The 22,670-nt window shown below is 44.3% G+C and carries 15 protein-coding genes; 4 read left to right on the forward strand and 11 right to left on the reverse strand.

The window, feature by feature from the left end; all coding sequences use genetic code 11:
* Positions 1–13: 13 nt before the first annotated feature.
* The 3 genes from IE103_RS10845 to IE103_RS10855 all read right to left on the reverse strand — a co-directional run bounded on the left by IE103_RS10845 (position 14) and on the right by IE103_RS10855 (position 5,136).
* Positions 14–2,050: a TonB-dependent receptor gene (locus IE103_RS10845; protein WP_189346121.1), complete on the reverse strand. Its 2,037-nt coding sequence runs from the start codon at positions 2,048–2,050 to the stop codon at positions 14–16.
* 87 nt (positions 2,051–2,137) lie between these two features.
* A complete protein-coding gene (locus IE103_RS10850; RefSeq protein WP_229827228.1) occupies positions 2,138–2,659 on the reverse strand; it encodes a DUF6702 family protein in 522 nt (173 codons plus the stop codon).
* Positions 2,660–2,763: 104 nt separating this feature from the next.
* Positions 2,764–5,136 carry a M1 family aminopeptidase gene (locus IE103_RS10855; protein ID WP_189346122.1) on the reverse strand — a complete coding sequence of 791 codons (2,373 nt, stop codon included), beginning with the start codon at positions 5,134–5,136 and terminating at the stop codon, positions 2,764–2,766.
* 383 nt (positions 5,137–5,519) lie between these two features.
* On the opposite strand from IE103_RS10855, the gene IE103_RS10860 reads away from it, so the two are divergent.
* Positions 5,520–8,351 (forward strand): coiled-coil domain-containing protein, encoded by a 2,832-nt coding sequence (locus tag IE103_RS10860; RefSeq protein ID WP_189346123.1) that lies wholly within the window; start codon positions 5,520–5,522, stop codon positions 8,349–8,351.
* A gap of 148 nt (positions 8,352–8,499) precedes the next feature.
* Here IE103_RS10860 and IE103_RS10865 read toward each other — a convergent pair whose 3' ends face one another.
* The 4 genes from IE103_RS10865 to IE103_RS10880 form a co-directional block, all read right to left on the reverse strand.
* Positions 8,500–8,919, reverse strand: a complete 420-nt coding sequence (locus IE103_RS10865) for a hypothetical protein (RefSeq protein WP_189346124.1) — start codon at positions 8,917–8,919, stop codon at positions 8,500–8,502.
* Positions 8,920–8,923: 4 nt separating this feature from the next.
* Positions 8,924–11,065 (reverse strand): M56 family metallopeptidase, encoded by a 2,142-nt coding sequence (locus IE103_RS10870; protein ID WP_189346125.1) that lies wholly within the window; start codon positions 11,063–11,065, stop codon positions 8,924–8,926.
* The gene (locus IE103_RS10875; protein WP_189346126.1) at positions 11,058–11,450 is read right to left on the reverse strand and encodes a BlaI/MecI/CopY family transcriptional regulator; all 393 of its coding nucleotides are present in this window, start codon (positions 11,448–11,450) and stop codon (positions 11,058–11,060) included. The genes IE103_RS10870 and IE103_RS10875 overlap by 8 nt, the downstream gene beginning before the upstream one ends.
* Before the next feature lie 167 nt (positions 11,451–11,617).
* Positions 11,618–12,511 carry an EamA family transporter gene (locus IE103_RS10880; RefSeq protein WP_189346127.1) on the reverse strand — a complete coding sequence of 298 codons (894 nt, stop codon included), beginning with the start codon at positions 12,509–12,511 and terminating at the stop codon, positions 11,618–11,620.
* A gap of 283 nt (positions 12,512–12,794) precedes the next feature.
* Between IE103_RS10880 and IE103_RS10885 the strand changes: the two genes are divergently transcribed.
* The 3 genes from IE103_RS10885 (at position 12,795) to IE103_RS10895 (ending at position 16,347) form a co-directional block, all read left to right on the forward strand.
* Positions 12,795–12,986 (forward strand): hypothetical protein, encoded by a 192-nt coding sequence (locus IE103_RS10885; RefSeq protein ID WP_189346128.1) that lies wholly within the window; start codon positions 12,795–12,797, stop codon positions 12,984–12,986.
* 13 nt (positions 12,987–12,999) lie between these two features.
* Positions 13,000–13,851 (forward strand): SPFH domain-containing protein, encoded by an 852-nt coding sequence (locus IE103_RS10890; RefSeq protein ID WP_189346129.1) that lies wholly within the window; start codon positions 13,000–13,002, stop codon positions 13,849–13,851.
* Between the two features lie 336 nt (positions 13,852–14,187).
* Entirely contained in the window at positions 14,188–16,347 is a 2,160-nt protein-coding gene (locus tag IE103_RS10895; RefSeq protein ID WP_189346130.1) for an AsmA family protein, read from the forward strand.
* Between the two features lie 153 nt (positions 16,348–16,500).
* Here the strand turns inward: IE103_RS10895 and IE103_RS10900 are convergent, their stop codons facing one another.
* The 4 genes from IE103_RS10900 to argJ form a co-directional block, all read right to left on the reverse strand.
* Positions 16,501–19,500 (reverse strand): TonB-dependent receptor, encoded by a 3,000-nt coding sequence (locus IE103_RS10900; protein WP_189346131.1) that lies wholly within the window; start codon positions 19,498–19,500, stop codon positions 16,501–16,503.
* A gap of 377 nt (positions 19,501–19,877) precedes the next feature.
* Positions 19,878–20,306, reverse strand: coding sequence for an NUDIX domain-containing protein (locus IE103_RS10905; RefSeq protein WP_189346132.1), 429 nt, complete (start codon positions 20,304–20,306; stop codon positions 19,878–19,880).
* Positions 20,307–20,330: 24 nt separating this feature from the next.
* Positions 20,331–21,194: an ATP-binding protein gene (locus tag IE103_RS10910; RefSeq protein ID WP_189346133.1), complete on the reverse strand. Its 864-nt coding sequence runs from the start codon at positions 21,192–21,194 to the stop codon at positions 20,331–20,333.
* 123 nt (positions 21,195–21,317) lie between these two features.
* On the reverse strand, positions 21,318–22,556 hold the full coding sequence (gene argJ / locus IE103_RS10915) for a bifunctional glutamate N-acetyltransferase/amino-acid acetyltransferase ArgJ (protein ID WP_189346134.1): 1,239 nt from the start codon (positions 22,554–22,556) through the stop codon (positions 21,318–21,320).
* Between the last annotated feature and the right edge of the window lie 114 nt (positions 22,557–22,670).

A 22,670-nucleotide genomic window follows, 5' to 3' on the forward strand; every position in this document is an offset into this window, starting at 1 on the left:
TACGCTCAATTATTTAAAACGTCTTCACCAACATCAAACGGAACGAACGTGATTCCAGAGGATGAAAATGAATATCCTCTTTTGGACTCGCTTCACCTTTGAGCTGCGATTCATAATAATAATCAATCGCAGAAGCACGACGATTAGTTAGATTGAAACCTTCCAATTCCAATTTGAGTGTTGGGCTAAATTTATAAGCAATACGTCCATTCAAGGTGCTACTTGCTTTGGAACGCACTGAATTATCTTCAAGCAAAGCACGCGGACCAAAATAGCGTAAACGTAGTGCGCCCGACCAAGCGCCTAGTTTATCGACGCTTGCAGATAATTGCGCAACACCTTCAACCGCGCCGACGATACGATTTCCAGCAGGATCGAAATCACGTGAACGCGCTTTGGCATAGGCGGCATCAAAATCAATCGATAACCAATCATTGGCTTGATAAGAATTAGAAATCTCAATGCCGTGACGACGACTTGGGCGCCCTGCTTCGGTTGTTCCAGCGTCACCTACAAAGCTGAGTTCGGAATCGAAATCAAGTCGATACAGCGATATCGAAGTTTGTAAGCCCGGCACTATTTCGGTACGCATACCTAATTCCGTTCCACGCGCACGCACTAGCCCAGGCGATTTACCTGTGGGTTCCAAGCTTTGTGGATCGATTGTAGTCAAAGTGGCGCGAGCATCATTGCTATGAAAACCTGTACCCAGATTAAAATAAAATTCTGTCTTATTCCATGGGCCAAAAATCAAACTGGCGCTTGGACTAGTAATGTGATCATTGGCTTTGCCTGAATTTTCACGTCGATCACCGTCGACTTGAAAACGATACTGATCGTGGCGTACACCAAAGTTAGTCCGGAAACTTTCGCTCCAGCGGGTACTGATATCAGCATACAAACCTAGACTAGTTTCAACGATATGGTCTTGTCGCACTGTCGATAATTGCTGACGCGCTTTGGTTTTATGCAAGCCGTTAAAAATATTGTCGTTTTGCAGCTGAGTACCGATTGTGAAGTCAGTGTTCTTTCCATTCAAATGCGAATGCCAAGTATGACTTGCATTCAATCCACTGGTCACGCGGCGATCTGGCTGGCTGAACTGATCACCATTAATCGGATCATCCATAAAATAGGTAAAGTTCGAATACAAATCCAAACCCGTATTAATCAAATACGCGCTAATCTTGGATGCATCATCGGTCGCGGTACGACGCCAAGTACCCGACAAACTATAGCGATGCGCTTCACCGCCATCAGTATTATCAATCGTATCAAAACGACTGATATCGCCCTGTTCTACCGCGCGCAAGGGAATTTGATCAGTTGCATTCCATTTGCCGCGATACAACATTGCACTAAGACTAAATCCATTGTTCGCAAATCCCTCGCTATAACGCAGAACGGCATTTACTTTTTTAAATTTGTCTGGGTTCACAAAAGGACCGTCATTGCCGCTCAACTCCAGCGCATACAATAAACTTCCGTCTGCGAAATCTGGTGAGGCAGCCAGCAAGGCACGACGATAAGCATTTTGCCCCAAAGTGACGCTGGCGATACTTTGACTCAAACGATTGGCATACAGCATGGCAGCGCTACCCGCCGCAGAAAAATCGCCTGTGGTCGATGAATAAGGACCCTTTTTGAATTCCATGCGTGCCGTTAATTCGGGGATGAGAAAATTCAAGTCAGTCCAACCTTGTCCGTGTGCATGACTACGTTGATTCACGGGCATCTCATCGAGCGTCGTGCGTAAATCAGTACCGTGATCGAGATTAAAACCACGCAAGTAAAATTGATTCGCTTTTCCTTCTCCGCTGTGTTGACTTACGATCAAACCAGGAATGGATTCGAGTAATTCACCGGGACGATAGGTGGTCATTGATGCCAATTCTTTTTTACCAATCACGCCTGCATTTGCGGCATCCAACAAACCTAATTGACTCATCTTAGAACCATCAATCGCTACACGATGCAAAACGGAGTCGTCCGCAAACACACTTTGATGGAACATCGTGGCAATCAAGCCAACCAATAATCGTTGCTTCATAATTAAAATAAAATTCTAAAAATTAATTCATTAACTGAAAAAAAAGCGCCAACTGGCGCTAGTTGCTCATACTCTTAGGCGATCAAATCAAGGTAATTGCTGCTCGCGCTTACTGCGTGTAAAGGTATGCGTTTGCGTCACTCCGTTCTGGGTGATATTTAAGGTGTTTACTTGATCAATCAAAAAATCCGTTAATACTGCCTGACGGATACTGACTTGCGCAGGTAAGGCACGCTGTTCTAACTCTTGAAACACAATCACGCTATTAGGATCAACTTTTAATCCCACCCACTTCAGCGGCAAAATACCGGCTGTATCAGCCATCGCAAATTGCTTTTCGAAATATTTTTTGAACACCGCAATATCTTCTGGGTCGCTCAAATCAAATTGACGTTGATATAAATTTTCTAGCAGCGCTTCGACGTCGTGCGCCATGAAGGTATGCACGATTTCAGTATTGCCTGTATTGGGATTCATGCTGATATCAGTGATGCCGGCATGAAAACGATGTGCGTGTGCGAGCGGACTCAAACCTAAAGACGCAAGAACGAGCGTGCTAGCCACCAAAGTTAAGAAGACGAATTTAAAAACTTGAATACGACGCAACATGCTTATCTCAATTTTCTATCTTGTTTGTTGTGCATGCACATTTGCGCGCATGCACAACGAAGAATCGATCTGAAGTACGACACGCGCACTTCAGATGAAGTACATTACTTCTTCTCAGCTGGTTTCGCCGCATCTTTGGATTCAGGTTTATCTGTCTTCAAAGGTGTTTTGAAATCCATCATCATGTCGCTTGGCTGCATATTCATTTTGAATAATTCCAAACGTGATTGCGTTATCTTACGTGGCCAAGAATTGTTGTTGGTATCAATATCTGCAGTTTCCAAATAAGGATCTTGCGTCAAACCAACCATAGGCTCATCTGTAACGATCAGCTTGGTGAATTTCTTGGAGTTGTAACGCCAGATTTCTGCTGGAATACGTTGAATTAATTTCTTACCGCTCTTCAATTCAATTTCCAAAATCAAAGGCATCACTAAACCGCCGACGTTGGAGAAATCCACCAGATAAAAATGCTTGCCAGATTTCAGCATCGCTTTTTCATCTTCTTCCAAACTCTTCATCAGATCCATGTAATTGTTACGATCTTTATTGGTGACAGTGAAGTCATCATATTGATTGTAAAAATCTTTGAGTTCAGGATGTGAATCTAAGCGACGTTCCAACTTACCTTTGTCTGCCTGATTAGCAGTTGAAGTTGGCTGGGACGCAAACTGCGCGCGACGCCATGCTTTCTCTACTTCTGGATCTTTGGTTGACATCGTGTATTCAACGATACCGTCGATACTAATATCGACTGGATCTGTTGTGTAGAACCAGCCATGCCAGAACCAATCTAAGTCTGTACCAGAAGCATCTTCCATGGTGCGGAAGAAATCTGCTGGTGTTGGGCGCTTAAACTTCCAACGTTGCGCGTACTCTTTAAACGCGAAGTCAAACAATTCACGACCCAAAATTGTTTCACGCAAGATGTGCAAACCAGCTGCTGGTTTTGCATAAGCGTTTGGACCAAATTGCAAAATGGATTCGGAATTGGTCATGATAGGCACTTGATTTTGGCTCTTCATGTAATCGACAATGCCGCGTGGCTCACCACGTGTGCCTGGATAATTTTCTTCCCAAGCTTGTTCCGCCAAACTTTGTACGAAAGAGTTCAAACCTTCGTCCATCCAAGTCCATTGACGCTCATCTGAATTGACGATCATCGGGAAATAGTTATGACCAACTTCGTGAATAATCACACTGATCAAACCGTACTTAGTACGCTTAGAATAAGTCAACTCGCCAGTCTTTTTATCTTTGGTTGGACGACCGCCGTTAAAAGACAACATCGGATATTCCATACCGCCTTGTGGGCCATTCACAGATTGCGCTGTTGGATATGGATAATCTAAAGAGAACTTATTGTATTGTTCTATCGTGTGGATGATCGCTTGCGTAGAATATTGTCCCCACAAAGGATTGGCTTCTTTTGGATAGAAAGACATCGCTAAGCCGTTGCTGGAACCAGATTTATAGCCTTGCGCATCCCAAATGTATTTGCGCGAAGTTGCCCATGCAAAGTCACGTACATTTTTTGCTTTGAAGTGCCAAGTTTTGCTAGAAGTTGCACGTGTTTTCTCGGCTTCTTCCGCTTCTTTTTGCGTTACGATCGCAACCGGTGTTTTTGCCGTGCGCGCTTGCTTCAAGCGCTCGCGCTGCGTTGCCGTCAAAATTTTATCTGCGTTGTTCAATTCACCTGTTGCAGCAACCACGTGATCGCTTGGCACAGTCAATTGCACATCGTAATCACCAAACTCCAATGTGAATTCGCCAGAACCTAAGAATTGCTTATGTTGCCAACCATAGACATCGTAGTAAGCCGCCATACGTGGGAACCATTGTGCGATTTCGAAGATATCGTTTTTATCTTCTTTGAAATGCTCGTAGCCATCACGACCACCTAGCAATTTGCCATTACCGATGTTGTAGTTCCAATCAATACTGAACACATATTTCGCGCCCGGTTTCAATGGCTGTGGCAAATCGATACGCATCATCGTACGATTAATCACATGCTTCAATGCTTGACCTTCGGCGGTTTTAACTGAAGTAATTTTGAAACCACCATCAAAATTCTCACGCTCATTCATCACACTCATCGCTTGGAAGCTAACCGCATTCGGGTTTTTCCAAGCATCACGTGACGGTAAAGTGCGAGTTTTATTCGCATCCGAATCTGGACGGAAGATATTTTGGTCTAACTGCACCCACAGATAATTCAAAGTATCTGGCGAATTATTGTGATACGTGATGGTCTCTGCGCCAGTGATCGCACGTTTAGACTCATCCAAAGTTGCGCGAATCACATAATCAGCACGCTGCTGCCAATATGCATGACCCGGCGCACCAGAAGCGGTGCGTACGGAGGTTGGTGTAGGCAATAAATTTTCTATTTGACGAAACTTATCGTCGGACTGCCCACCCGCAAAGGCAGACATGCTCAGACATAAGAGCCCTAATGACACTGGCAAACGCATTATGTTTACTCCATGAAGTGGAAGAAAATGGGAGGTGTGAATTATTTTATAAAAATTCCCCGCAAATTGGAGCGTAGCACGGATGAAAAGTTCCAAAAGACCATGAATAATTCCAAAAATAACGACAAAGACTGCACAAAAACAGCGCAAAAACAGCAAAAAAGTAGCGAAATCACACGCTCATGCCAAACCGAATTGATCGCAGCTTATCCATAAGCGCGTCTATCTGTGGTTTTATCCGCCAGAAGCGCAAAAAATCCAAGACAATCCAAAACAAGATTGCTATAAGATAAATAAATTACAGCTCAATTTCGGTAAAATGAGAAGGTTTTATCATCTTCGCAATTGCAATCTCTTACGACTCCTGATCACTAGGTTTTTCCATGTTCAAACAACTAAAGCAATCATTACTCAATCGTACATTCAACCGTGGCGATGAAGATGCGAACAGTGATCAGAGCCAAGATGCTATCAATAGCGCCTTCCATCATTCTGCCCAAGAGATGTCATCAGCGCAGGCTATAAGCGCAGTACATGAAGTTGCGACCAGTGGACTACATGACGCAGCCGAAAAACCCGATCAAAGCATCTTGGATCAAATTGACAAAGAATGGAATCTGCAACAAGCAGCGTACGCGAGAGCCAAAGTTGAGCGTGATTTGTTAATTGATGCCAATAGCCGTATCGACTTTGAACAAGAGTTATTGGTCAAAGTTAGAACTCGTTTGATGGCGGAGAAACAAGCAGAGAAGTTAGCCCAACAAAGATTAGACAGCGAACGACAAGCACTCGAACTACATCAACAACGCATCAACGCCGAACAAGCATCCGAAAAAACCGTGCAATCGACGCTAGCGATGGAAACCGAATTGCGCGCTATCGCCGAAAAATTGATTGCTACGGAAAATCTCGCGAAATCAAATGCCGAGACACAACTAGAAGAAGTACATCAAATCGAAAAAGTGGCAGCAGAACGCATACATGCAGAACAACAAGCAAAGCAAGCACTGAAAGAAAAACTGCAAGCCGAGGCTGCGTTATTGCAAGCGATAGAGCGCAAAACCCAGACCGAACAAGCAGCGCTAACACAAGCGCAGCAGCGACTACAAGCTGAACAAGAATTGCACGCGCTGACTGAAAAAAAACAAACGCAAGAACACACGCTAAACGAGAAGATTCAACAACGTATCGCCGCTGATCAAGCCGCAGAACAACTGGCGCGCCAACGTATCGCTGAAGAACAAGAAGCCATCGCCCAGCTCACTCAACAAGAATCCACTACCAACGCACAATTAGATGCTGAAAATGCGAGGATAGAAGCGGAAAATGAACTGATCCGCGTCAGCAAACTCAAGATCGCAGTTGAACGCGAAGCCAAACTCAAAAGTACGGAACGATTACTTGTCAGTCGTTTAGCTGAACAAAAATTGCAGGAGCGCATCGCTGCAGAAGCCGAACTAGCCAAGCTAATCGAAGAAAAAATTACCGCCGAAACCGCGCTGATTGAATCCGCGGTCGCCTTGTCGCTCGCTGAAAACACAGCAGAACAAGCAGCAAAAGAAAAACAGAGCTTAGAACAACTCGCGGCACAAAAAATCGAAGAGAAAATCCTCGCAGAAGAACGAGCACTAACAGACAGTCAACGCAGACAAGCGGCTGAAGCGAGTCTGTTAAGTCAAGTCGAGGCCAGAACCAGTGCAGAGCAACGAGCAGAACAAATTTCTGCGGCCCAACTTGCTGCAGCACAAGAAGCCGAACAAAGCTTACAAAAACGCCTGCAAGCCGAACTCGACGCCATCAGTGCTGCCACACAAAGGCAAGAGAACGACCGTTTGGCGATTCTGGCGGAACAACAAAGACTGGCGCACGAAACCGCCTTACTAGAAGCGGCACATCGCCTCGCTGACGCAGAGTTAGAAGCAGAAACCGTCGCACGAGAACGCGTTTCCGCTTCTATCCAAGCGCAAAAACAGGCACAAGAGCGGCAACAAGCAGAGCACGATGCCAAGCGTCTGTTAGAACAAAGAATCTTAAGCGAAGCTGAATTGCTAAGCGCGCAAAAATCACAACTTACTTTAGATGCAGAAACAGAACAGTTGATACAAGAACGTCTAGCAGCAGAGCAAAAACTGCATTCGCACACGCAAGAGCTACAGCAACTGAACGAGCTACAAGCAAGATTACAAACCAGAATCGCAGAAGCACAACAAGCGCTCGCCGAATTAACGGCACAACACCAACAAGACCATCAAAGCCTTGAAGCGAAAATTCTAGAGCGCGAACAGCTAGAACAACAAGTCACACAATCCGAGGCAGAATTAGCCAACTTAGAACAACTAGCTGACCAAGAACGTCTGCTACTGACGCAAACACATCAAAAAATCGCACAAGAAAAAGAAAGTATTAGCAAAGCGAAACAACGACTACAAGCTGAAAAAGCAGCGACTGTCATCGCACAACAACGCCTGTTGCGCGAACAAGAATTACATCAATTAGCCCAAGAAAATGCGGCGCTCGAAACGCAAGCCATCAACGCAGCACAAGACAAAATAGAACAGCAAGATTTGGCGATTCAAGCTGAACAAGCCAGAATCGCGGCAGAACAAGCTGCGCACGCGCTCGCTGATCAACACCAACAATTAGCACAGACACTAGCGGAGAAAAATCAACAATTTGTCGAACTCGAAAATCCGCAATTACCCTTACCGATAGAAGTAGAACAACAGCCAGAGCGGCAAGCGACAGACGAGGCAGTGCAAAATGCAGCATCGAGTCATGAAGAAAATTTTTCCTCTAATACAGCCACGGCATACCAGGCTAGTTCAGCATCAACACCGGCCTCTACCGAGACCGCCTTAGCTTGTATTGAGAGCAAAGATAATTTTGAGCTCTATCTAGAAACAGCGAATCGCTCCAAATCACGTTGGAGTAACGGCACAATCGCCCTGGTCCTGACTACGATTATCGCGATCGGCATTTATTGGTGGTGGAGTCAACAAGTGCAAAATCAGCCCAAAACTGCAGAACAAAAAACGCTTAAAGCAACATCAACAGCAAGCAAGCCACAATCACGCAGCAATCTGGGTGCCACTAGCACCGCAAACACAAAAGAGCATACGAATGCTAGTTCAAACCTAACAAACTCTGACGGCCAATTATTCCAACCTAGGTTGGATAAAGGCTTCGAGCAAGTAGGCAAGCACCAAAACAAATAGTGCGAATCAGCACGCTGCTGGTCGGTGATGTGGAGGTCTAGATGAACCCAGTGGTTAGGAGTTGATTTGCGGCCTCTGCAAACGATATTTTGATTCGCTTGTATGTCAGAGGTCGCTAGCAATCAAAAGAAACGCGATCGTCCCTCGCTTAATATTGAGACGCCTTTTTTACTTCTTCTATTGGATCGCAGGCTGCGACCATTTCAGTCGAATCAATTTTCAATTGCCAATCCGCTTGCATCACAGAATCACGCTGCGCCAGCAAAAAATAACCCGTACATGGTGCAATTTTTAAATGTATCGATTTCTGTATCGTATGTCTTGCCGAATTTGATGGCATCGCTTCCAGCACTAAGCTACGCTCACCAGGTGCAATCTGGACTGGCATAGAAAACTGTAGGCTACCGTCAATCGATACCACCCGCACTGGAAACTGCGAACTGGAATGAATTGCGGAATAAGGCTTCGCCTCCAAATAAGACAACGGTGCTTTGGTAAATATGGCGCAGGACGAGAAACTAAGGCAACAAGATAAGGCGATCAAATGGGGTAACAAAGTTTTCATCATATTCTCATTTCTCTGGTGATTTTGTAGTTACAACTTGATCGACAGCATGGGTTTGTCCGCGATGTTGCCAACCAAACGCGTCATTCACACGATTCGATTCTTGATCGATAGAGAGTGGACGTCCATTTGCATAAGTAAACGATTGAAGTTCCTTTTGATTTTGGATACGAGTCGGCATCGCACCAGCACGTCGCGATTGCTGACTAGATGCTTGCGCCAATTGCTCGGCTTGTACTCGTTCAGTTTGCCATTGGGTGATCGCCGCTTGTATCGGTTTTAACTGTGCTAAAGCTTCAGCACTAATTCGATGGTAGGTTTGTTTCGCGATTTGATTCGCACGTGCGATTTCAGCATCGGTCATCAATATCGCAAGCTCTTGTGGAACGATAGGATTTTGCGCAAAACGTTGTTGCAACTTTTCGACGAATTGGTTGTAACAAATCTCCCAGTCGTTAATTTGCTTTAGGGTTTCGAGGTTCTTGCTACGAACACCACTCGCTACTAAATTTGCGGGTGGCTGGCATCTCTCAGCACTCAAACGATATTCGTTGGCTGGGAACTCGGTTAGATAGGCTTGAATCTCTGCCTGCTTTTGTAGTCGTGCATGAATTTGATTCAGCCGATTTTGCGCCTCTGCTCTACCCGATGCGCGCAATGCTTCATATAGCTGTGCTGCCTTTTGATAATCTTGCTGAGCATAAGCAAGCTCCGCCTGCATCCAACTGGTATCGAGCATTAAATCTTGACTTGCGAGCTGAGTGCGCTCTTCACGCCTAACCACAAAGGATGTTGGATTTTGTGATCGAAGTGGTGCTTGCGCAGAAACCTGTGCCGTGGGCGTACTTGCTATTTGTTCGCTACGATTACTAACTTCTGCTTGACCAGAAGGTGTACTCGTCACTTGCACGGTCGACGATATAGACTCAGGAGCCGGCTCCAAATTCAAATTGGGACGAGAATCTGTCGCAACATTGGACTTCGAAACTTCGACAGGAAGCTGCATGGTAGGCATCGCAAATGTCGCCGTCCACGTGACGCCCAAAATACCGACTCCAGAAACGATTAGCTTGGTTGCTGATGTCACTTTAGTCAAGTAATGTGATTGCTGCGTTTTATTTCCAAGGCTTGCTCGCTGCTCCAATAAACACCGCACCCTTTGCTCTAAGGCTGAGCCTTCGTGATGTGCCGCCAGTATCAATCCGTTCATGGTGTGATCTTTTACTTGTTTGGCGCAGACATAGAGTGCCTTTGCTAAATCCTGTGCTTTGACCGTTTTACTCGCATCGGCATCACAAGCTAACTCAGCGATATCTCGCAATCGCTTATATGCCATGCGATTCAATATTTGGAAAAAGAATAGGCGCAACACCAGCACATAAGCAATGCTCCAAACCGTATCTTTGCGAACGACATGCGCAATCTCATGTGCTAACACGGCGCGTTGCTGTGCTGGCGTTAGCTCTTCTGTCATCCATTGCGGCAAGCAAATCACGCCATTCGGTACCACCATCGGACTATACCAATTAGGACTGATACGCAACTGCAAACGCAGCTGGTGAGGAGAAAAATGTTCTGCAATAAATTGATGCGAAGCGGCTATAGCACATGCATCGTCTGCTTGTTCTTCCAGCGCGAGTCGATTTAAATTTCTTAATTGCCACACCAAATGCCAGACCACGAAAACAGCAAAAATGAGCCAGGCCGACACGATATAGATCGCAATTTCCGACAAATACGATGGCAAGGATATTGAAGAAGGAAGAGAAAAATCAACGATAGACGATGGCACAGACTTCGCTACATTTTGCGAATACTTCGGTGGATTTGTAGATTCAACAGCTACAGAATCCACCGCATTGCCTTCTGTCGTCAGCACCGATACGGGCACTATCAATTCACTATCATGCATCGATGCTGCTGAAGTATTCGTTTGAAACATATTACTCGCCAGCACCAAATGCAGTGCTGCTGTGATGAAGCCTGCGAAGTAAGCCAGACGCCACAAGGATTCACTAAAACGTGTGTGGGTGATCGGATTCAACAGCCCCACGCGCTGCACAACATATGCAAATCCTAGCAATAAACTACTATGAATGAGATATGTAATGAGGTACACCAAAAAGTACGCCGCAGCTTGCTCAAGCATGGTCGCCTCCTTTATCTTCGATCAATTGACGAATTTTTTCTAAGTCATCGACTTTAATCTCATCTTCTTGCACCAAATGACTCAATAGCGCTGGCGTATTACCGCGGAATACGGTTGCCAACAAATCCGCCAGCATCGATCTTTGAATCTGAGATTCGCTCACTAAAGGAGTATAAAAAATTTGACGCCCTTCACGCTGGCTAGACAGAAGCCCGCGCTTTTCCAAACGCGTCAGTAAAGTAGCGACAGTGGTATGAGCAAGTGCACGACTATCGCGCAACAATTCTGTCACCTGCGCCGTACTAGAATTCGGTTGATCCCATAGCACACGCATGATGCTTAGTTGCAAATCACTCAGTGAAACCTTGTCAGCGTCTTCATCCATATCGTTCCTTTTGGAAGCATTTCAACTTATTTCTACAAATGTAGTAAGACAACTGTAGTAGTTAACTTTAAGGATGTCAATGCCAACTTAGGCAAAAATAAAATCAACTATAAAATCGATAGAAAAATACGTCTTGAAAACAACAGCTGTGAATCGAAGTTAGACGATCAGAAACTGCCCAATGCAATCACGCCGACCGCAATACATAAAGCACCGCAGATGCGTTGCAGGCGATCGCCCTCGTCTAATAAATGGCCACCTATCAGTGCAGCAAATAGCATGGAAACTTCACGTGCGGGGGCGACGTGACTGAGTGGTGCCTCCTGCATCGCATACAAAACAAGCACATACGAAATAGGACTAATCACAGCGACAATCAACGCGTATTTCCATTCTTTATTCCAAGACACACGCGTTGCAACACGGTCACGTAGCAACACCGGTAACAGCAGCGCGATACGAACGAAGTTGCCAAAGTAATCGACCAACAAGGGAGAGAGCAGCAATACTTTGACGGCGTAACCATCTAACACCGTGTAGGCCGCGATAAATAAACCTGTGCATAAGCCGTAGAAAATGCCTCTACGCACTCTTATCTGCTGGTCATGTGCGTCTTGCTCTTGACGCAGCGAACGCAATAATTTGGGACCACCTGCGATCAAAAACACGCCACCAACAACCGCCAAGATACCGAGCCCACCCAACAAACTCAGATGTTCTCCGAGAAACAATATGGCAACTGCTGATGAGATCAACGGCCCCGAGCCGCGCGCTAATGGATAGACCACGGTTAAATCGGCTTTGCGATAACCACGCAGCAAAGTCACGAAATACAAGACATGTAAAACGCCACTCGCACTTATAAATCCCCATTCGAGGTATCCCCAAGTCGGCACCATATCCCAACCAACATAGATACCAACAGGTGCCCACACTACCGCCATGATTAAAGCAGTGAAACCTGCGAAGCGCACATCGCCCCCTGCTTTTTTAGCAGCGATGTTCCATAAGGCATGAATAAGACCAGCAAGAATGACTAAGTGAAAAGCGGAATGTGACACAGAAAAAACCTAGAAGAAAATTACGAATCCATGCCTAAGCACAATTCAAAGCAAGTAAGCACAGTGTAACAAACTACGACTATGATCAAAGCAAATTAGACTCCATTTAAGTCTTGCTGCGAATATTCTTGTCACATCTAATCAACCAGCGGCTCGTATCCAAGCAAAGAAATCCGGTTTTTTCTAGCAACGATTACCTCATGTTTTTGCTAGTAGGAGCGCCATAAAAAAACTACACTTTGTTTTCGCGATTTAATTTAAAAATAAATAGAAAGGAGTGGTGATGAAACATTTTGTAATGATACTGATAGGCGCAGTGCTACTGTATGGAGGATGGCAATTAACCTCGCCACTCACCAGAAAAAATGCAAGCAAGACGTTTGCCCGTCATGCACTGCGACTCATTGCGTTTGGCATGTTACTACTCATCTTGTTGATCATCGCGTATTACACACCTGCTTTACACTTACTTTGATATAGGAAGAAAAATGAAAAAAATCCTCTCCAAATTGGCGCCACTAAGTTTAATCTCAATTGCAGCAATCCTAACTGGTTGCACCCAAATCGATACTGGTAATGTCGGAGTTGAACGAACTTTAGGTAAAGTCGGCAAAGATGCGCTGCCACCAGGCATCTACTTCACTGCATTTAAAACAGTTGATGAATTCACTGCCAAAGAAGTGAATTTTCAGCTACAAGATATGACGCCAAAAAGTCGCGACAACCTAACGATGAAAGATGTCGATATCGATATTTATTTCAAGACGATGCCAGCCGCAATTCCTGCTTTGTACACCAAGTATCAAGGTGATGTGGTGCAACACAAACAAGTAGTTAGAGATGGCACTAGCGACTTGGTGATGGCATATAGTCGGGTCTCGCGCGAAGCACGTGAATCTGTCTATAAATCCATCGCGCAATTGGACGCAACCACGATGCATACCAAACGCACCGAATTAGCTGAGATGGTCAGAGCCAGCTTGCAAGCAGAGTTAGACAACAATGACAAAGGCGCGTTCTTAATCACAGCGGTGAATGTACGAAACTTGTTAACCGACCCAGCGATTGAGGCGGCGATTCGTCAGCGTGCAGAAACGGATCAAGCGATTCAGAAGAAACTTAAAGAAGTTGATTTAGCCAGAGCGGAAGCAGAACGCTTAATCGTGCAAGCAGAAGGCGAAGCAAAGGCAAATAAAATCATCAGCGAATCACTCACACCTGCTTTAAAAGAACTACGCTTGGCGGAAATCCAACGTGACGCGGCCATTGCGATCGCTTCAAAAGCGGGCAATACGGTTTTGTTAGGCAATGCCACGCCTTTAGTGAACGTGAATAAATAAACACACAAATAATCCGCGGCTAGGAGAACGCTTATCTAAATGGAGACAAGCGTTCAAATGCTTTCAATCAAATATCTAAGCTGGATTAGCTCAAGTTTATTAGCCCAAATAAATTAGTTCATATCTGTCATTCCCGTCCTTGCGGGAATGACAATTCAACCTGTAGGGCTGAACCGAGCAGCATTACGGCAGGAATTCCATTTTTTCGTTTACTCCCTGCCCACACTTGCGCAGCAAATATTTCAAATTCCACAAGTAAAAACATTTAACAAATTCGTCGTTGTGAAGGTGCTATGATCATATCGCTGTGATCTTCTTTTCAATCAGGAATTTGCTATGAAAAAGCCTTTCAAGATTTTAGCTGTCGCGCTCTCGGCTATCGTACTCTTACTGGGTCTTGGTATCGCCTATCTGAGTTTTATATTCGACCCAAATCAGTTCAAATCACAATTGATTGAGCTGGTTAAAAACAAGAAACATAGAGATTTGGCGATTGATGGCAATATTCAACTCAACTTTTTTCCCAAACTGGGCGTCAGTTTAGAGAAGATCAAACTGTCAGAGTTTGAATCAACAACGCAATTCGCCGCAGTCGATAAAGCCCAAGTTTCTCTGGCACTCCTTCCCCTGCTACAAAAGCAAATTGTCGTCGATAAAATTTCACTCCAAGGTCTACAACTGCGCTACCAACGTGATGCCGCAGGTCAATCAAATATCGATGATCTGATCAAGCAAGAATCTTCTAACAAAGAAGCGGAATCGCCTAGCTCAACAACGCAGCAAATGCGTTTCGATATTGAAGGTATCGATATCGCGCAATCGAGTTTTGCCATTGACGATCAAAAAAGTGAATTAAAAGGACGCATTCACGATCTGAATTTCAGTACCGGAAAAATCAGCAACAAAAATAAAACGCCGATCAAGTTCAGCGCGCAATTCCAATTTGAGCAACCCAAAGCGGAAGCAAAAATCGACATCAATACACAATTGCGCTTCGACATCGAACAAAAACTGCTCGACCTGCAAGATCTCAAATCCCAAATCGCCGGCAAACTAGGAAGCAATCCTTTTAATGTTGAAATCAGCACGGCGGCAATGCAACTCAGTCCGAACAAAAGTGCTAGCGAACAAATTCAGCTAGCCGCCAAACTAGGTGGCACTCAAGAATTGAGTACGCAAATTGTGTTGGGTAAGTTACAGATACAGGATAAACAATTGCAAATTGCCGAGCTCAGTGCGCAAGCACAAAGCAAGCAGGCTGGCAGCAGCAAACAAGTCAATTTGAAATCTAGTCTAAGCATGGGACTCGATACCCAAGTTGTACAACTGCCCCAGTTAGCGCTACAAATTAAGTTGAATGATCCAAAACTCGCGCAAGCCGAAATCCTTATCCCTATCAATGGACAACTCAGTGCCAATCTAAAGGATAAATCGCTTGATACCGAGCTAGATGCAAAATTCGATGACACCAAATTACAAACGTCAGTACAAGTGAATAATTTTTCAAATCCGGCAATCAGCTTTAAAGTCGATATCGATAAAATCAATCTAGATCGTTATATTAAAAGTGCAGTGGAACCTGCAAAAGTAGATAGCAGCAAAGAAGAGGATCTCAATCTAAGCGCATTGAAATCCTTGAACCTAGATGGTCTGATCCGCATCGGAGCGCTTCAAGTTAAAAACCTAAAGATCAATCAAGTTGCTTTACCAATCAAAGCAAGCCAAGGAAAATTCGCCATGAATGGCATTGCAGCGCAACTATATCAAGGTAGTGTCGCTGGCAATATGGGTTTTGATGTCGACGGAAACCGCTTTCAAATGCAACAAAATTTAAGCAATGTGCAAATCAATCCTATCTTGGTCGATTTCATGCAAAAAGACATTGTTGAAGGTCGCGGCAACCTCAGTGTCAATATCAATACCCACGGCAAACGTGTATCGCAATTTAAAGATAATTTAAACGGCAACGTACGAACACAATTAACTGATGGTGCAGTGAAAGGAATTAACTTAGCAAAATCCTTGCGCGACTTTAAAGCAAAAATACTCAACAAAGCGGATCAGCAACAAGCTGCTAATAAAAATGAAAAAACCGACTTCTCAGCATTTTCAGTATCGATGCAATTTGTTGACGGCGTAGGTAACAGCGACGATCTCGATATGAAATCACCGTTCTTGCGAGTTGGTGGTAAAGGACAAGTGAATCTACGCAATAGCAGTCTCGATTACACCGCACGCACAACCATTGTGAATACCTCAGCAGGGCAAGATGGCGCTGATTTATCGCAACTAAAAGACCTAAGCATTCCAGTACGAATCAGCGGCCCATTCGACAAACTAGGCTATCAAATCTTATTCTCACAAATCGGCAGCGAAGCCTTGAAATCAGCATTCAAAGCAAAAGCAGCCCCTGTTCTTGAAGAGAAGAAAAAAGAATTGAAAGAGAAAGTGAATGAGGAGTTGAAAGGGAAATTGAAGGGATTGTTTGGACAGTGAAATGCCACCCTATTTTTGGAATTTGATTCTGATTTTGAAATACCACAAATAAAAGGCGAATCTGCCAAAGCAGATTCGCCTTTTTCCCTACCATCTAGCCCGCAACTTCACATCGAAAAAACTTAGCTTCTCTCAGCGAAGCAAACATGAGCATTAGAAGTTATAACGTGCTGACAATCGCAAGTAGCGGGGAGTCTGCCACGCAGTCGGCAGTTGATAGTTCTTAGCAATTCGGGTCGATTCTGTCCGACTGAAATCGCGTACTTCATTCCATTCTGTTGTGGTTCGACTATCAAACAAATTCACTAATGAAAATTGTACCGTCAACATTCCAGGGCCAATTTTCTGATTGTAATTTGCTGACAAATCAAGTTGTTTCACCCACGGTGTTCTTGGGCCACTTCCACGCTGATTAAGGACTGACACACCCTGATCGTTCAAGCAATAGTAACTAGATGGACTAGTATAGTGACCTGCACCACGATCAATTTTCCCATTTGAATCATAAAAATCATAGGTCGTTTTTGGCACAAAACCAATACAACTCGTTGGTCGTCCAGAAGTTACAGATGAGTTAAAGCCAAACGTCCATGTGTCACTAAACTTAAGGTGACCATACAACTTAAACTGATGCCGACGGTCATTTGGCAAAAATCCATCAGAACCATCTGCTAACGCAGCGTAATCAAAATCTTGAGTAATACCAGCGTCGCCTTGATTTAAGTTTGATTGAACATACCCCTCACCAGTTCCCCTACTTTTCGACCACACATAAGATCCCCCTACAGACCAAACTCCGTCGAATGGACGATCTAAAGAGAATTCTAAGCCATCATATAAACGCGTGTACTTGGGTAGGCCAATCACGCTAGCGGGGATCGTTGTCTGTACTAACTTGCCATCCCCGTTTACATCTAATTTTAAGGTGAGATCACTACCTGGATTCAGCAAAACACACTCTGGGAGATTCTCACTCTTAAAATTAGGATATCCATTTGCACGCAAATGTTTGACAATTGGACCTTCCGAGCAATAATCGTCCATCCCGGAATTCAATCGTCGGTTTGTGTATTTAAGTCCCGCAGATAAATTTTTCGCAACAGCTTGTTGAATACCCAAAATAAATTCATCTTGATTCATTGGCTTTAAGTTAGGATCAACGATACTACCCGGATTTGGATAGGTTGGCAGACCAGACTTCACTTTATTTCCAATTGGCACTAAACCGCTAGGGACACCATTTTTTGGATCTTTTGAAGTGAACGTGAAGAACTCTGTTTCACTATATGAGATTTGAGTGGCACGATAATTTGTATTTGCAGCGACAGGAATATAGTATCGGCCTGCATTACCATATAATTTCGTAGTCGCATCCCCTTTGACGTTCCAAGCAAAACCAAGTCTTGGCGCGAGCAGATTTTTCTTTTCGATAAATGGCGTGCCTGCGGCATTTTTATTTACAAATGATTCCCAACGCAATCCACCGTAAAGCACTAAATTGCGCATTGCTTGCCATTTATCTTCGATATACTTTGCATCATTCACGACCTGATAAACACCCGAAGTTGAATAGCCAAGAGATGTGCGAACATATTCTCCGCCGGGAACGACAGCATTCTTTACCAAATTCACTTCACCCGTTTTAGATACCAAGTAAGCATAAGTTTTACCTGCAGAATTGCTACGAGATCCGGCAATTGCTGATTTCCAATCTTGCAAATCAACGCCGGCTGTAATTCGATGATTTCCGATTGTATATTCAAGATCTAGTCGATTACTACGCCGTTTATCAAAATTTTCCTCAACAGAATCTCTTGCTGAGACCGCAGGCAACACATAACAACCTGGATAAGTTACCTTGCCAGTTATATCAGTGGCTGTCACATAAGGACAAGGGGAGTTCGGCTCATATTTACGAGATGCAGAAGCACCTTTTGTCAGTCCTGTATAGGCGTTCGTCGCTCCAGTTAACAATGAAACAGTCAAATTATCCGTGAGATAACCCGTATATTTTCCGATAAAAACGTTGGCTAAACTTTTATTTGAGCTAACTAGTGGATCACCGAAATGAGTCAACGCGTATTCTTCTGGATATGGCCTTGGTTGCCAAGTAAAACTATGGCTCTTTGAATGATTTGTTATTGCGGTTACTTCGAATCGATGATCACCAGAAGGAACAAAATCGAGTTTTACCATCCCATTTGGACGCCCTGATTCAGAAGCCGTACTCGAAGTCCGTCCATAGCTATCAGAGAAGTTATTAGTACTGGTCACCATACCCCACACAAACAACTTATCTTTGATGATAGGACCACCCAAGTTAGCGTTCACCTCGGTTGAATTTGATGTATTACCTCTAGTGTACGAATACCATAGACTTGGTGTCTCTTTACTTCGAATATTGTTAGGTTTTGCACTGAAAGAGCTTGGTGAATAAATAACACCAACACCCCCCTTCCAAGTATTTGAACCACGTTTAGATGTCAAACCAATCACACCGCCTAATGAACGGCCATACTCGGCACTGTACCCACCAGTCTTAATTTGTTGTTGTTCAATCGCATCAAATGGAAGACTCGCAAACGAAAGCAAAGTTCGTACATTAGTAACATCCATGCCATTAATAAAATAGGCATTCTCTGCAATAGACGCTCCTCCAAAAGACGGCAAATTCGCCAAGCCTGAATCACCTTGAACTGTCCCTGGAGCCAGCATCGCAACAGCTGTAGCGCTTCGAGGAATAGGCATTGATTGAATTTCTGCTTGGGTAAATACAGTATTCGACTCAACACTCGAAACATCAATTGTTTGGCGAGTGCGTGACCCCTTTACAACAACGCTTGAAGTCGATAGCAAAGAGACCTCTGTTCCCGTCCCTATCACAACTTCAATTTCCTGAGTCACACCGTCAGAAACAATTTTATACTTACCAGGGCTAACTTTCGCGATTCGAAAAGTCCCATCCGGATTCGCATCGATTAAACGGTTAGACCCATTTTCCAAGCTAGTAATGCTAATTTTTGCATTTGCGGTAGCGCGTCCAAAGATCGAACCATCTGAGCTTTGCGCCATTGCTGCTGTCGCAAAACACATACTAATAGCCAAGGCAATTGCAGACCGTCTGGCGAAGGCTGCTTGTTTGTTGTTTGTCATTTTTATCCTTTCTTGTGTTTTTATAAAATCCATATGTGAAAAGATATTTACACATATAGAAGGAATATATTAAACAGCTAGAAAAGTATGAACAATCAAAAGTCTTTCTTTATAGGCTATTTTAAAAAATAAAACACAATCTATCTCATTCTCGCAACAAGTAAATTTAAACGTCCTTGAATTATTTTTAATGAGGGCTTTTTTGCACGATTTAAATGAAACTTTTTTGACATTTTGCTGTCGCGTTTTTTATTGTTCAACAGCGACTAAATAGTTTCAAGTAGAAACAAAAAAGCCCTCGATAAAAATCGAAGGCCTGTGGGGGAATTATCAAAAACAAAAAATGGCTTCAAACTAAGCTGGCAAGCTAGTTTGAATTATTTGCTAGTAGCAGCATCTGTGTCATAACGTAATTGATTGAGGAATTCAATCAAAGGGATAGTTGCTGGCAATAAAGGTTCAACCGCGACAGTGCCTTGCCAAGCAAAAGCTTGCCCTTCTAGGCTTTGTGGCTCGCCACGCCATTCACGTGCAATATAAAAATGTAAGCGTACGTGGGCATGCGGGTAAATGTATTCAACGCCACACCAGGGTTCCGCTTGGATAATTTGTACCCCAAGCTCTTCCATAAATTCCCGCTTAAGTGCATCCAATATGGATTCATCTTGCTCCACTTTACCGCCGGGGAATTCCCAGTAACCAGCATATGGTTTGCCTTGTGGTCGTTGTCCTAATAAGACGTCGCCATTTGGTTTCATCAAAATGCCGACAGCAACATTTACTGGGCTTGCGCTCATAGTTTGCATTTCAGAGAAAAGTGTAAGGGAAAATTATGCTTGGCGACCCGCAAAATCGCGGGCGAATTGCCAAGCGACACGGCCTGATCGCGACCCGCGTTGCAAGGCCCAACGCAGCGCATCGGCTCGCGCCGCCTCGATCTGTGCGGGTGAGCAAGAAAAACTTCGCAACCAATATGCAACGATATCTAAATAATCGTCTTGCTTAAACGGATAAAACGACACCCACAAACCAAAGCGCTCAGACAGGGAAATCTTTTCTTCTACTGTTTCACCTGGATGCAAATCACCATCTTCATCATGCGTATAGCTCGCATTGTCAGACATTTTTTCTGGCATTAGATGACGTCGATTGGAAGTTGCGTAGATCAGCACATTGTCTGATTGCGCTGAGATGCTGCCATCAAGTGCAACTTTTAAGGCTTTATAACCAGCTTCGCCATCTTCAAATGAAAGATCATCACAAAACAGAATAAATTTTTCTGGGCGTTCTGCGATCAAATCAATGATGTCTGGCAAATCACTCATATCAGCTTTATCGATCTCAATTAAACGCAATCCTTGCGTCGCAAATTCTTGCAAACAGGCTTTAATTAAAGAAGACTTTCCGGTACCGCGAGCACCAGTGAGTAAGACATTATTCGCAGGCTTTCCTTGCACAAATTGACGCGTGTTTTGGGCGATCAATTCTTTCTGTATATTGATGTGCTGTAAATCTTCGAACACCAACTTGCTCACATGTTTTACTGCTTGCAAATATCCTTGACCAGCCCGTTTCCGCCAACGAAAAGCCGTCGCTGCCTGCCAATCGGGTGCTGGTAAAGCCGCTGGCAAATAAGCCTCAATGCGATTAAGTAACTGCTCTGCACGTTGCAAGAATTGATCAAGTTGGGACATAAGAAATGGCGCAATGAAGTCGCTGAGGAACAAATTCTGGATGGGTTATACGGCAATTACAATGGCTTCCATGCTCGCTTCTTCACCTCGTCGGTGAAGAAGCGAACGAAGGCAATCGAAAAATCAAGAACGATAATCTGCATTGATGGATACGTAGTCGTGCGATAAATCGCAAGTCCATACGGTGGTCTTCGCTGTGCCGCGCGCTAATTTGACGTGAATCGTAATTTCACTTTGCTTCATTACGCGTTGGCCATCTTCTTCGCGATAATCTGGATTACGGCCGCCATTTTTAGCAACCCAAACATCGTCCAAATACAGATTAATCTTGCTAACATCCAAATCATTCACACCCGCGTAACCAATCGCGGCGAGAATCCGACCAAGGTTTGGATCGGATGCAAAAAAGGCGGTTTTAACTAAAGGTGAATGTGCGATCGAGTACGCAATCTTGCGGCATTCCTCTACATCTAAACCTTCTTCAACAACAATGCTAATAAATTTGGTAGCGCCCTCGCCATCGCGAATAATCATGTGCGCCAATTTTTGCGACAAGGCGATCACCGCTTCTGCGAGCGCGTTATATTCTGGCGTATCGAGTTCGTTGATCTCTAAGGCAGAAGTACCGGTCGCAATCAACATGAATGAATCATTGGTCGAAGTATCGCCATCAATCGTGATGCAATTAAAAGAATGATCTGCTGCTTTCTTTACCAGATGATCCAAAACCGCTTGCGACACTTTTGCGTCCAAAGCCAAATAACCCAACATCGTCGCCATATTTGGCTTGATCATGCCAGCACCTTTACTGATGCCAGTCAAAGTTACTGGAATACCATTAATGACGACTGAGCTTGAAGCTGCTTTCGGCTGGGTATCGGTGGTCATAATCGCTTCTGCAGCGGCAAACCAATTATCTTCACTTAAACTGGCAATTGCTGCCGGCATACCAGCAATCAAGCGATCAACCGGCAATTGTTCCAAAATAACGCCTGTCGAGAATGGCAAAATTTGCGATGGCTCGCATCCCAAATATTCTGCCAAGGCATGGCAAGTCGCATTTGCTGCGGCGAGTCCTGCATCGCCAGTTCCTGCATTGGCATTACCGGTATTTACCACTAGTGCGCGAATTGGGCCAACCGCCATGTGCGGACTCTCTAAATGGGCTTTGCACACTTGCACCGGCGCTGCACAAAAACGATTCGTCGTAAATACCCCTGCCACTGTCGCTGTTGGTGCTAACTTCATCACCAACAAATCTTTACGATTTGCCTTGCGAATACCTGCCTGAGCAAAACCCAGTTCAATACCTTTCACTGGTTTTAAATCGGCGGCGAGTGGAATCAGAGAATTAACGGCCATGGTGTCAGTCCTAGCGTAAAAATGAACAATGAAGCCGCTATTTTAGTTTATTTGCAGAACGTTTTAGTAAGGATGTTCTTTGTAATTCGGAAAAATTATCCGCAACGATTTTAG

Source organism: Affinundibacterium macrobrachii (genome assembly GCF_014652415.1).
GTDB classification, from domain to species: Bacteria; Pseudomonadota; Gammaproteobacteria; order Burkholderiales; family Burkholderiaceae_D; genus Undibacterium; species Undibacterium macrobrachii.